The sequence below is a fragment of the Micromonospora sp. NBC_00330 genome (assembly GCF_036136635.1).
Lineage (GTDB): Bacteria > Actinomycetota > Actinomycetes > Mycobacteriales > Micromonosporaceae > Micromonospora > Micromonospora salmantinae.
Window position 1 is genome coordinate 6,179,125 of sequence record NZ_CP108012.1, and the last position, 11,973, is coordinate 6,191,097.

Genomic DNA, 11,973 nt, shown 5'->3' on the forward strand with positions numbered 1-11,973 from the left:
ACCGCGCCGGACCTGAGCGGAAGCGGACACCATGCGACGACAGATGCTTGCGATCCCCGTCCTGCTCGCCCTGGCGCTGTCCGGGTGCGGCGCGGGAGGCGACGACGGCGGCGGGGTCGCGACCGCCGGTGGGGCGAAGGCCGAGGCCACGGCGAGCGGCACGCCGGTCAGTGACTCGGAGCGGCAACTCGCCTTCGCCCGGTGTATGCGGGAGAACGGGGTGGACATGCCCGACCCGGAGCCGGGTGGCCGTCCCGGCTTCCGGTTCGGTGCGGACGTGGATCAGCAGAAGGTCCAGGCGGCCATGGAGAAGTGCCAGGACAAGCTGCCCAACGGCGGGCAGGGACCGCAGCTCAACCCCGAGCAGGCCGAGCAGATGCGCACGCTGGCCAAGTGCATGCGGGAGAACGGGGTGCCGGACTTCCCGGACCCGGACGCCGACGGGCGGGTCCGCATCGGGACGGGCGGCAACGCGATCAACATCGGCGACCCGGCCATGAAGGCCGCGCTGGAGAAGTGCCGGCAGCACGCGCCGCAGTTCGGGGCTGGCCGGTGACGGGCGCCATCCGACGCTCGCGGCTGCGCGCCGCCGTCACCGGCGGCGTCGTCCTGCTGGTCGCCGCCGTGGGCGTGGTCGCCGCGGTGGGCTTCGGCGGCGGCGCCGACGGGGGCCGCGCCCAGGCCGGCAGCGCAACACCCGCCACCGCCACTGTCACCCGGCAGACCCTCGCCGACTCGGAGACCGCGGACGGTGAGCTGGGGTACGGCGCGACGCGTACCGCCACGGCGAAGCTCAACGGCACCGTCACCGCGCTGGCGGCCACCGGATCGACGGTACGGCGGGGCAAGGCGCTCTACCTGGTCGACAACGAGGAGGTGGTGCTGCTCTACGGCGGGTTGCCCGCGTACCGGGACCTCGCCCCCGGGGTGGAGGGGCCCGACGTCACGCAGTTCGAGCGGAACCTCGAAGCGCTGGGCTACACCGGCTTCACTGTCGACGACGAATACACCGACGCCACAGCGGACGCCGTCCGGGACTGGCAGGAGGACCTGGGCCTGACCGAGACCGGTCGGGTCGAGCCGGGGCGTGTCGTGTACGCCGACCGGGAGGTCCGGGTGGAGAGCCACCAGGTCGACGTCGGCGATCTCACCCAGCCCGGGCAGGCGGTGCTGACGTACACCGGCACCAGCCGGGTCGTCACCGTCGAGTTGGACGTGGACGACCAGCGGTTGGCCAAGCGCGACGCGAAGGTCACAGTGCGGTTGCCGGACGGCCGGTCGGTGGCGGGCACGATCAGCACTGTCGAGACGGTCGTCCAGGCCGGCGCGACCGGCGCCAACGGGCAGGCCGGCGATGCCGAGACGAAGATCGAGGTGACAGTCGCGGTGACCGACCCGAAGGCCCTCACCGGCTTCGACCAGGCCAGCGCGGACGTCACGTTCACCGTCTCGGAGCGCCGCGACGTGCTCACCGTGCCGGTGGCGGCCCTGTTGGCGCTGGCCGAGGGCGGCTACGGCGTCCAGGTCGCCGAGGGCGACGCGAGCCGGGTCCTCGCGGTGACCACCGGGCTGTTCGCCGACGGCCGGGTGGAGGTCACCGGCACGGGCCTCACCGAAGGCACGACGGTGGTGGTGCCGACATGAGCGGCGAGGTGATAGTGCTCGACCGGGTCAGCAAGCGGTACGCCGGCGGTGTCGTCGCGTTGGACGACGTGTCGCTGCGGATCGGTCACGGCGAGTTGGTCGCGATCGTCGGCCCGTCCGGATCGGGCAAGTCGACCATGTTGCACCTGATCGGCACCCTGGACCGGCCGTCGTCGGGCAGCGTGCTCATCGACGGGTACGACGCGGCGAAGCTGACCGACCGGGAGCTGTCCGCGCTGCGGGCCACCCGGATCGGCTTCGTCTTCCAGCAGTTCCACCTCGCCCCCGGCGTCCCGGTCGTGGACAACGTGGCCGACGGGTTGCTCTACTCCGGCGTACCGCTGCGGCGGCGGCGCGAACGGGCGGAGGCCGCGTTGGTCCGGGTCGGCCTGGCCCACCGGTTGGGGCACCGGCCGCACGAGCTGTCCGGCGGGGAGCGGCAGCGGGTGGCAGTGGCCCGCGCGGTGGTCGGCGAGCCGGCGGTGCTGCTCGCCGACGAGCCGACCGGCAACCTGGACTCTCAGTCCGGTGCCGGGGTGTTGGAGTTGCTTCACGATCTGCACCGGGCCGGAACCACAGTCGTAGTGATCACCCATGACCGGGAGATCGCGGGAAGCCTGCCCCGGCAGGTGCGGATGCGCGACGGCGCGGTGCGGCACGACTCGGCCCTCGCGCCGGGTGGGGTCGGCTGATGGCGACGCTGACCCCGGCCCGACTGCGACCGGCGGACGTCGTACGCGTCGGTGGGGTGGGGCTGCGGACCCGTCCGCTGCGGGCGTTCCTCTCCGCGTTGGGCATCGCGATCGGCATCGCCGCGATGATCGCGGTGGTCGGCATCTCCTCGTCGTCCCGGGCCGAGCTGGACCGGGCGCTCGACGCGCTCGGCACCAACCTGCTCACCGTCGAGCCGGGCAGCACGCTGTTCGGCGCGGACGCGCAACTGCCCGAGGAGTCGATCGCGATGATCGGGCGGATCGGCCCGGTGACCGAGGTGTCCGCGACCGGGCAGGTGCCCGACGCCAAGGTGTACCGCTCGGACCGGATCCCGGCGGCGGAGACCGGCGGCATCGCCACCCGGGCGGCCCGACTGGACCTGCTCGCCACAGTGGGAGCCGAGGTGACCACCGGCACCTGGCTCAACGAGGCGACCGCCCGCTACCCGACGGTCGTGCTCGGCGCCACCGCCGCGCAGCGGCTCGGGATCACCTCGGCGGACCCGCAGGTGCAGGTGTGGCTGGGTGGGCGGCCGTTCACAGTGGTCGGCATCCTCGCCGCCGCACCGCTCGCCCCGGAGCTGGACACGTCGGCGTTGGTCGGCTGGGCGGCGGCGGCCGAATACCTGGGCTTCGACGGTCACCCGACCACCGTCTACACCAGGGCGCAGGAGTCACAGGTCGAGGCGGTCCGGTCGGTGCTCGGCGCCACCACCAACCCGGAGGCGCCGAACGAGGTCGAGGTGTCCCGGCCCTCGGACGCCCTCGCAGCCGCCGAGGCGACCGACGACGCGTTCACCGGCCTGTTGCTGGGCCTGGGCGCTGTCGCCCTGCTGGTCGGTGGGGTCGGCGTGGCGAACACCATGGTGATCTCGGTGCTGGAACGCCGAGCCGAAATCGGCCTGCGCCGGTCACTGGGCGCCACCCGCGGTCAGGTACGGACCCAGTTCCTCACCGAGTCGCTGCTGCTCTCCGCGCTCGGCGGGATCGGTGGGGTGGTGCTGGGCATCCTGGTCACAGCGGGCTACGCGCTGTCGCAGGACTGGCCGACAGTGGTGCCGGCCTGGGCGATGCTCGGCGGGGTGGGCGCGACACTGGTCATCGGCGGCTTCGCCGGCCTCTACCCGGCGGTGCGCGCCGCCCGCCTCGCGCCGACCGAGGCGCTGGCCGCCGTCTGAACGGCGTGGCGCGGGCCGGTCGGCCTGGCCCGGTCGGCCTGGCCCGGTCGGCCTGGCCCGGTCGGCCTGGCCCGGTCGGCCTGGCCCGGTCGGCCTGGCCCGGTCGGCCTGGCCCGGTCGGCCTGGCCCGGTCGGCCTGGCCCGGTCGGCCTGGCCCGGTCGGGCCGGCGTGGCTCGGTTGGGTTGGCGTGGCTCGGTCGAACCGGCGTGGCTCAGTCGGGCCGGCGTGGCTCAGTCGGGCCGGCGGGGCTCGGTTGGGTCGGCCGGCGTGATGCGAAAGAACGTGATGACTGTGAGGCATCTTGATGCCCCACAGTCATCACGCTCTTCGCGGTATTGCCGCCCGAACGGGTCAGGCGATGATCGTGTCGAGGGCGATCTCGACCATCTGGCTGAAGGTCTGCTCGCGCTCCTCCGAGGTGGTCTTCTCACCGGTCTTGATGTGGTCGCTGACGGTCAACACGGTCAGCGCGCGGGCCTTGAACCGGGCGGCGATCGTGTAGAGCGCCGCCGACTCCATCTCCACCGCCAGCACGCCGTAGTCGGCGAGGGTGTCGTACAGGTCCGGCCGGTCGGTGTAGAAGGCGTCCGCCGCCAGGATCGGCCCCACGTGCATGGTGATGCCGCGCCGCTCGGCCACCTCGACCGACGTACGCAGCAGCCCGAAGTCGGCCACCGGGGCGTAGTCGATCAGCCCGTCGAAGCGCATCCGGTTCATGTTCGAGTCGGTGGACGACCCGATCGCGGCCACCACGTCCCGCAGTTGCAGGTCGGTGCTGAGGGCGCCACAGGAGCCGACCCGAATCAGCGTCTTCACGCCGTACTCGTTGATCAACTCGTGGGCGTAGATGGAGGCCGACGGCATGCCCATGCCGGAGCCCTGGACGGAAACCTCGACGCCGTTCCAGCGGCCGGTGAAGCCCAGCATGCCCCGAACCGTCGAGTAGCAGGTAGCGCCCTCGAGGTAGGTCTCCGCGATCCACTTGGCCCGCAGGGGGTCACCCGGCATCAGGACCCGCTCGGCGATCTCGCCCGGCTTCGCGCCGATGTGCGTACTCATGGCAAAGATCCTGCCAGGCCGGCCCGGGCGATACCGGTTCGGCGTCGGAACCGGCGGTCCTGTACCCTCGTCGGCGGTGGCGTGTCCGAGCGGCCTAAGGAGCACGCCTCGAAAGCGTGTGAGGGTTAACGCCCTCCGAGGGTTCAAATCCCTCCGCCACCGCTCTGAAATGCAGAAACGCTCGGTCGATCCGCGAGGATCGACCGGGCGTTTTCGCATCAGAGCTGCTGCTCGCCGCCGTCGACGAACAGCTCGCCGCCGGTCATGAAGCTGCTCTGGTCGGAAGCGAGGAAGAGCGCGGCGTTGGCGATCTCGTCCGGGTGTGCCATGCGCTGCATGGGCACGCCCGAGGCGATGGTCTTCAGCAAGCCGGGCGCCTCGGCGGGGCTGGGTGCGAGGCCGGCGAGCCCGGGGGTCTCGGTCGAGCCGGGCACCAGGGTGTTGACCCGGATCTTCCGGCCGATCAGCTCGGCGGCCCAGGTGCGGCCGAACGAGCGGATGGCCGCCTTGGACGCGGCGTAGACGCTGAACGCCGGGGTGCCGTTGCTGGCGGCCGTCGAGCCGGTGAGCACGATCGACGCGCCCTCGTTGAGCAGGGGCAGGGCCTTCTGCACAGTGAAGATGGTGCCGTAGATGTTGGTGTCGAAGGTGTTGGCCACGTGCTCGACAGTGATCGAGTCGAGCGACCGGAATTCGCCACCGCCGGCGTTGGCGAACACCACGTCCAGGCCAGCGCCCCGCTCCTCGATCGCCCGCATGACCCGGTCCAGGTCGTCGAGCTTGCTGACATCGCTGGCGATGCCTGTGACGTTCGCGCCGATGCTGGCGACGGCCTCGTCCACCGGGCCCTTGCGGCGGCCGGTGACGAAGACGTACGCGCCTTCGGCGGCGAAGCGACGGGCGGCGGCCAGGCCGATGCCCGTGGTGCCCCCGGTGACGAGGGCGGTCTTGCCGTCGAGCTGTCCCACGATGGATCTCCTCTGTTGGGGTGTGGTGGTGTGCGGCCGGCTGTTGGGGCCGGTGGTCAATGGGTTGCGGAGGCGACGAAGCTCGGCAGGAGGGTGGCCAGCTCGCGCCACTGCGGCAGGGGCAGCGTCGGCCGGTCGGGGCCGTCGGGGCGCAGCACGTGGAGTGCGACGTGGTCCGCGCCCGCGTCCAGGTGCTCCCGGATGCGCGTGGCCACCGCGTCCAGGTCGCCCCAGGCGACGAGGGCGTCGATCAGGCGGTCGCTGCCGCCGGGGATCAGGTCGTCGTCGGTGAACCCGAGGCGTGCCAGGTTCGCCCGGTAGGTGGGGAAGCCGATGAACATCCCGATTCCCGCCCGAGCCGCGGCGCGGGCCCGGTCCGGGTCCTCGTCGAGGACGACGGCGAGGTGTGGCGCGATCAGCGGCTGCTTCCCGACGCGCTCGCGCTGGGTCGCCGTGTAGTCCGGCGTCACGAGGAACGGGTGCCAGCCGGCCGTACGGTCGGCGGCCAGGTCCGCCATCTTCGGCCCGAGCGCGCCGAGGATGCGTCGTCCGGCGGGAACCGGCCGAGGCGCGGTGTCGAGGGCGTCCAGCCAGCGACCCATCGTCTCCACCGGTCGGCCGTACTCCTGGCCCGCCTGAGCTGCGGAGTGGGCGTTGCTCACCCCGAAGCCGAGAACCGTCCGGGGCCCGTGCGCGGCGTCCAGCGCTGCCAACCGGTCGCCCAGAGCCGTCGGGTCCTGGCCCCAGATCGCCAGCACTCCCAGCGCGACCGTCGCGTGCGGTGCCGCCTCCAGCAGGTGCCCGACGTCGTCCACCGCGCCGCTGCCGTCCAGTCCGGGCACCCACAGTGCCCGGAAGCCGTACTCGTCGAGTTCGGCCGCCACGTCCCGGACGGCCGGGTCGGTGGCCCCGCGCAGCTCCATGCTCCAGAGCCCGAATGCAGGCAGCGAGGCGTTCAGTTCAGCCGTCACACCAACCTCCAGCAAGTTTTGTACCGAGCGGTACGTATCCGACCGTAGCAACCGCCGACCGGGTCCGCAAATTTCTGTACCGATCGGTTTCCGCTGTCGGTAGGATGGGCGGAGAAGGGGTGATGGGCTGTGCCGCAGCGAGGTCGACCACGGGGCTTCGACGCCGACGAGGCGCTGGAGCGCGCTGTGGAGGTGTTCTGGCGTCAGGGATACGAGGGCGCCTCGGTGAACGACCTCGCCGAGGCCATGGGGATCAACAAACCCAGCCTCTACGCCGCCTTCGGCGGCAAGGAGGAGTTGTTCCGCAAGGCCGTGGCCCGCTACGCCGAAAGGGACATGGGGTACGCGCGGGACGCCTTCGCCCAACCGACCGCGTACGAGGTGGTCGCCACCCTGCTGCGCGAGAACGCGATCGCCGTGACCCGGACCGACCGGCCGGCCGGTTGCCTGTCGATCCAGGGCGGCACCAGCTGCTCCACCGAGAACGCGTCAATCGCCGGATTCCTCGCCACCAGCCGCCTGGGCGGTGAAGGTGCCCTCGCCCACCGGCTCGCCCGCGCCGTCGCCGAAGGCGACCTACCCGCGCACGCCGACCCGGTAGCGCTCGCCCGCTTCGTCATGATCGTCACCGAGGGGCAGGCGGTGCATGCAGCCGCCGGGGTCAGCCGGGAAGACCTGCGACAGGCCGCCGAGATCGCGCTCGCCGGTTTCGTCGCCGCGTCCGGGGCGCGCCCGCCCGAGCAGGCCACCGACAGGGTCTGAGTGGTCACCGTTCGAGCAGCGCCGCCATCCCGTCGAGCAGACGTTGCAGACCGAATTCGAAGAGACTCTCGACATTGAGGTCGACCGCTGTCCGGCTGAGTCGGGCCAGATGCGGAAACTCGCCCGCCGCGAGCAGCCCACCGAACACGTCGGCCTGGGCCTCCATCCACTCGTCGTCGGTCAGGCCGGTGTCCTGCTCCGCTTCAACTGCTCGCTCCAGGTTGATGGCGGTGCCTCGAACATGGTTGGCCAGCGCGGCCACCAGGTGGAGCTGGGTGTGCTGGTCCAGGCCCTGCCGGGCGAGGGCGCGCAGCGCCCACTCGGTGTGCGCGACGGCCTTCGGTGCCATCAGCGGGCGGGTCAGCGAGACGACCTGGGCCAGCCAGGGATGCCGCCGGTAGATCGACCACTGAAGTCGGCTGAGCAACTCCAGTTGGGCTCGCCATCCGGGCGGGAGCGTGCGCGGCAGCCGATGCGCGGCGAAGGCCGCGTCCGCCATCAGTACGAGAAGCTGCTCCTTGCCCCGAACCTGCCGGTACAGCGACATGGTGGGGACGTCCAACTCCGTCGCGATGCGCCGCATGCTCAGCGCCGGTAACCCCTCGGCGTCGGCGATCGTCGTAGCGGTCCGCACCACCTGGTCACGGGTCAACCCCTGGACCGGCAACCGCCGACCGGCGGACGCGGCACCTCGACCCGGCGCGGTCGGCGCTGCGCCGGTCACCACCATGCCCACGCCCGGCACCGCCCGGACCAGGTCCTCCTGGCGAAGCGCGGTGAGCGCCCGGCTGGCGGTGGCCATGGCGACGCCCCACTCCCGAACGATCTGCCGGGTGGACGGCACCCGGTCGCCCGGGCCCAACTCGCCTGCCACGATGCGCCGTCGCAACTCCCCGACGATGCGCAGATAAGGGGGAGCGGTCCCGTCGATCTCCGCCACGATCGCCTCCCGCCAGCCTCGCGGTGACCGTAGCGCACTAGAGCACCGGCAGGCGCCCCCGTCCTTCCTGCCACGGCCGTACTAGAGCTCCCTGGCCCGACGGTCGCCAGCTCGACATGCTCGGCGCAGCCCGGTGCGTACGCCGTACCGGCGTCGACTGAATGGGGAGAGCATGAGACGAGTTTCGTACCCCCGATGGGCCGTCACGGTGGGCGCTGTCGTCCTCGTCGGCCCGGCGATGGCCGTCGGTCCGGCCGCAGCCAACGACGAGCGCCGGAGCGCGGCCGTCGTCCGGACCGACCAGGGCGCGGTGCGGGGGACCGTCGCGGGAGACCACCGCTCGTTCCAGGGCATTCCGTACGCGAGCCCGCCGCTGGGCGCGCTGCGCTGGGCACCGCCGCAGCCCGGTCCGACATGGACCGGAGTACGCGACGCGAGCCGGCCCGGTGCCGCCTGCGCGCAACTGCAAGGGCTGCCGATGGACACACCCTCGGAGTCCGAGGACTGCCTCTCCCTGAATGTCACCACCCCGCGTTCGGCCGCACGAACGCCTCGACCGGTGATGGTCTGGCTGCACGGCGGGGACTTCCGGTTCGGCAGCGGCGACGGGTACGGCGGGCAGCGGCTGGCCACCGGTGGCGACGTCGTCGTCGTGACCGTGAACTACCGGCTCGGCGCGCTCGGCTTCCTGGCCCATCCGGCGCTGGCCGGTCGGGACGGAACCACCGGCAACTTCGGGTTGCAGGACCAGCAGGCCGCACTGCGCTGGGTGCGGCGCAACGCGGCGGCCTTCGGCGGCGACCCGGGCAACGTCACGGTGTTCGGTCAGTCCGCCGGGGCGGCCAGCGTCTGCGCGCAGCTCGCCGCGCCGGGCTCCGCTGGTCTGTTCCACCGGGCGATCATGCAGAGCAACTCGTGCGCCAACCCGGTCCAGAGCCGGGCCGAGGCGATCGGGGCGGCCCAGGAGTTCGCGCGGAGAATCGGCTGCACCGACCCCGCCGTGGTCGCCGCCTGCCTGCGCGGACGTTCCCCCGCCCGGCTGGTCGAGACTGTCGGCTACCCCGGCGCCGGGGTCGACCTGGGCCCGGTCGTCGACGGGCGCACGCTCCCGGTGGACCCGGCGGACGCGCTGACCACCGGGAGGCTGCATCCGGTGCCGGTGTTGACCGGGATGAACCGGGACGAGTCCCGGCTCGTGGTGTGGGGGATGGAACGGATCGGGCTCAACTGCCCGGAGCCGCCGAAGCCGGACCAGGAGCCGGAGTCGTGCCCGCTCACCGACGACCAGTACCGCGACCAGGTGCGCGCCATGTTCGGTGACCACGCGGGGGAGGTGCTGGCCCGCTATACGCGCGACCCCGCACATCCCGCCAGCGAGACGTTGGGCGCCGTGCTGACCGATCACGACTACGCCGAGCCGGTCTACTCCGCCGCGATGGCATTCGCGCGGCGGGTGCCGACCTTCGCATACGAATTCGCCGACGAGGACGCGCCATTCTTCACTGAAGGACCCGAACCGACGTTCGCCAGCGGCGCGTACCACTGCGCCGAGCTGCCGTACCTGTTCGCTGTCGACTACGCCGAGGCGCTCACGCCCACCCAGCGGCGGCTCTCCGACGAGATGGTCCGCACCTGGAGCGACTTCGCCCGGACGGGTCAAGCGGGCTGGCCTCGACTGCGCCCTGAGGCTCCGTACGTGCGGGTGTTCGCCGGTGGCGGCGGATCGGGCAGGACGGACTTCGCGACGGCCCACTCGTACGACTTCTGGCGGTCGCTCCGCCGCTGATGCCGTCACGGGCGCGACGAGTGGGCCGACCTTCGGGGGACCCGGCCCACTCACCGGCCCGGATCCTTCAGGAAGGTGAGCACGGCGGCGACCCGGCGATGCACGTCGCCGTCGGGTGGCAGGTCGAGCTTGGTGAAGATGTTCCCGATGTGCTTGCTCACCGCGCGCTCGGTGATCACGAGCTGGGCGGCGATGCTCGTGTTGGTGCTGCCTCCGGCCATCAGCGCGAGCACCTCGCGTTCCCGTGCGGTGAGATCGGTGAGCGGGTTGCGCCGGGCGGTGACGAGTTGAGCCACGACCTGCGGGTCCAGCACGGTGCCTCCGGCGGCGACCCGACGTAACGCGTCAAGGAACTCCTCGACCCGGGACACCCGGTCCTTGAGCAGATAGCCGACGCCGCCCTGCCCGTCGACGAGCAGCTCGGTCGCGTAGGCGCGCTCGACGTACTGGGACAGCAGCAGCACCGGCAGCCCGGGGTGTAGCCGGCGCGCGGCCAACGCGGTGCGCAACCCCTCGTCGCGGAACGTGGGCGGCAGTCGGATGTCCATGATGGCGACGTCGGGCCGCTGCCTATCGATCGCCGCGATGATGTCGTCGGGTGTGTCCACCGCTGCCGTCACCTCGAAGCCGGCGGTGCTGAGCAGCAGGTTGAGCCCTTCCTGGAGCAGGACGTTGTCCTCGGCGATCAGGACGCGCACGGCAACTCCACCCGTAGCACTGTCGGCCCGCCGATCGGGCTGCTCAGCTCGACCCTGCCGTCCAGTGCCGCGACCCGGCGCCGGATGCCGGTCAGGCCGGTGCCGATCGACGATTGCGCGCCGCCGATGCCGTCGTCGGTCACGTTGACCACCAGGTGACCCGCCTGGTGCTCCACCCGCAGGTCACCCCCGGTCGCCCTGCTGTGCCGAGTGATGTTGGCCAGCGCTTCCGCCACGACGAAGTAGGCGGCGCTCTCCAACGCCGCGGGTAGTCGTCGCAGCGGGGTGACCCGGACCGTGAGCGGCACCGGACAGTCGGCGGCGAGCGCGTGCACCGCGCCCGGCAGCCCTCGGTCGGCCAGAATCGGTGGGTAGATGCCCCGCACCACCGCGCGCAGCTCGGTCAGCGCTGCCTCGACGCTCGTCCGCGCCCGCTCGATCAGCTGGTCCGCCAGCGCCGGGTCGGCTGCCCGTTGGCGTTGCGCGACGCCGAGCTGAATGGCGATCGCCACCAATCGGGCCTGGGTGCCGTCGTGCAGGTCGCGCTCGATCCGCCGCAGCTCCGCCGCGTGGGCGTCGAGCGCGCCGGCCCTGGTGGCGGTGAGCTCCGTGACCCGCCGTTCCAACCGGCTCCGGGAGGACGGCGCGAACGACGCCCGCGCCGCCTGGGCGTACGCCACGGCGCAGACCGGGACGGCCCACCGGAGAAGCGCCAGCGCGGCGAGCCCGAGCAGGGGCGGCACCAGCAGTGCGTGGGCCCAGCTCCGGATCGGCACGACAAAGGTGAGCGGCGCCTCGACCGGCACTGCCCACCACGTCAGCGGCACGATCAACCCACCCAGCGCGAGCAGCCAGAGCAGCAGCACACCGGCAGCTAGCGGCACGCCTGCGATGGCGTGCACGGTCAGCCAGAGCGCAGTTCGGTAGGTGACCGGATTGCCTGCGGCAGCGCGCAGCCACGCGGCCTGACTGGCGCACAGCACCTGGGACTCGGCCGGAAGTGCCAGGCCCAGCAACCGGTCTGCGCGGCGCCGCTCCAGGCGAGCGATCGACCGGAGGACACGCACGGCCGGCGGTAGCAGCGCGATGCCGACCAGGACGAGGCTCAGGCCGAGTGCGCCGGCGAGCGCGCCGATCGCGACCGCCGACGCCACCGCAGTGGCCCCGCCGGTCACCAGGTACGTCGTCGCGAACCAAGCCCGCCGCATCGTCACATTCTCCGTCCACAGGGGCGGCCGGGGCAGTGTAGCCAG

The 11,973-nt window shown here is 72.2% G+C and carries 12 protein-coding genes and 1 tRNA gene; 7 read left to right on the forward strand and 6 right to left on the reverse strand.

Translation table 11 applies throughout. The annotated features are described in order from the left end of the window. The first annotated feature begins 43 nt into the window (after positions 1 to 43). Genes OG598_RS28120 through OG598_RS28135 form a run of 4 tightly spaced genes read left to right on the forward strand, consistent with a single transcriptional unit; the run spans position 44 to position 3,535 of the window. On the forward strand, positions 44 to 556 hold the full coding sequence (locus OG598_RS28120; protein WP_328651773.1) for a hypothetical protein: 513 nt from the start codon (positions 44 to 46) through the stop codon (positions 554 to 556). After that, a complete protein-coding gene (locus OG598_RS28125) occupies positions 553 to 1,644 on the forward strand; it encodes a peptidoglycan-binding domain-containing protein (protein WP_328651774.1) in 1,092 nt (363 codons plus the stop codon). The genes OG598_RS28120 and OG598_RS28125 overlap by 4 nt, the downstream gene beginning before the upstream one ends. Further along, positions 1,641 to 2,336, forward strand: a complete 696-nt coding sequence (locus tag OG598_RS28130; RefSeq protein WP_328651775.1) for an ABC transporter ATP-binding protein — start codon at positions 1,641 to 1,643, stop codon at positions 2,334 to 2,336. The genes OG598_RS28125 and OG598_RS28130 overlap by 4 nt, the downstream gene beginning before the upstream one ends. Beyond that, positions 2,336 to 3,535 carry an ABC transporter permease gene (locus OG598_RS28135; RefSeq protein WP_328651776.1) on the forward strand — a complete coding sequence of 400 codons (1,200 nt, stop codon included), beginning with the start codon at positions 2,336 to 2,338 and terminating at the stop codon, positions 3,533 to 3,535. Before OG598_RS28130 ends, OG598_RS28135 begins: the two co-directional genes overlap by 1 nt. A gap of 352 nt (positions 3,536 to 3,887) precedes the next feature. On the opposite strand, the gene deoD is transcribed toward OG598_RS28135, so the two are convergent. After that, positions 3,888 to 4,595, reverse strand: a complete 708-nt coding sequence (gene deoD, locus OG598_RS28140; protein WP_074315244.1) for a purine-nucleoside phosphorylase — start codon at positions 4,593 to 4,595, stop codon at positions 3,888 to 3,890. A 75-nt stretch (positions 4,596 to 4,670) separates the two neighbouring features. Between deoD and OG598_RS28145 the strand changes: the two genes are divergently transcribed. Next, positions 4,671 to 4,757, forward strand: a tRNA-Ser gene (locus tag OG598_RS28145). Positions 4,758 to 4,813: 56 nt separating this feature from the next. Here the strand turns inward: OG598_RS28145 and OG598_RS28150 are convergent. Together OG598_RS28150 and OG598_RS28155 are read right to left on the reverse strand one after the other, a co-directional pair. After that, the gene (locus tag OG598_RS28150; protein ID WP_210780737.1) at positions 4,814 to 5,563 is read right to left on the reverse strand and encodes an SDR family oxidoreductase; all 750 of its coding nucleotides are present in this window, start codon (positions 5,561 to 5,563) and stop codon (positions 4,814 to 4,816) included. Positions 5,564 to 5,619: 56 nt separating this feature from the next. Then, the gene (locus OG598_RS28155; protein WP_328651777.1) at positions 5,620 to 6,534 is read right to left on the reverse strand and encodes a TIGR03620 family F420-dependent LLM class oxidoreductase; all 915 of its coding nucleotides are present in this window, start codon (positions 6,532 to 6,534) and stop codon (positions 5,620 to 5,622) included. Between the two features lie 129 nt (positions 6,535 to 6,663). Between OG598_RS28155 and OG598_RS28160 the strand changes: the two genes are divergently transcribed. Then, entirely contained in the window at positions 6,664 to 7,296 is a 633-nt protein-coding gene (locus OG598_RS28160) for a TetR/AcrR family transcriptional regulator (RefSeq protein WP_328651778.1), read from the forward strand. A gap of 4 nt (positions 7,297 to 7,300) precedes the next feature. Here OG598_RS28160 and OG598_RS28165 read toward each other — a convergent pair whose 3' ends face one another. Beyond that, positions 7,301 to 8,236, reverse strand: coding sequence for a TetR/AcrR family transcriptional regulator C-terminal domain-containing protein (locus OG598_RS28165; protein ID WP_328651779.1), 936 nt, complete (start codon positions 8,234 to 8,236; stop codon positions 7,301 to 7,303). Between the two features lie 172 nt (positions 8,237 to 8,408). On the opposite strand from OG598_RS28165, the gene OG598_RS28170 reads away from it, so the two are divergent. Continuing rightward, a complete protein-coding gene (locus OG598_RS28170) occupies positions 8,409 to 10,022 on the forward strand; it encodes a carboxylesterase/lipase family protein (RefSeq protein ID WP_328651780.1) in 1,614 nt (537 codons plus the stop codon). 50 nt (positions 10,023 to 10,072) lie between these two features. Here OG598_RS28170 and OG598_RS28175 read toward each other — a convergent pair whose 3' ends face one another. Further along, on the reverse strand, positions 10,073 to 10,720 hold the full coding sequence (locus tag OG598_RS28175) for a response regulator transcription factor (RefSeq protein ID WP_328651781.1): 648 nt from the start codon (positions 10,718 to 10,720) through the stop codon (positions 10,073 to 10,075). Next, positions 10,708 to 11,928, reverse strand: a complete 1,221-nt coding sequence (locus OG598_RS28180; RefSeq protein ID WP_328651782.1) for a sensor histidine kinase — start codon at positions 11,926 to 11,928, stop codon at positions 10,708 to 10,710. Before OG598_RS28180 ends, OG598_RS28175 begins: the two co-directional genes overlap by 13 nt. Between the last annotated feature and the right edge of the window lie 45 nt (positions 11,929 to 11,973).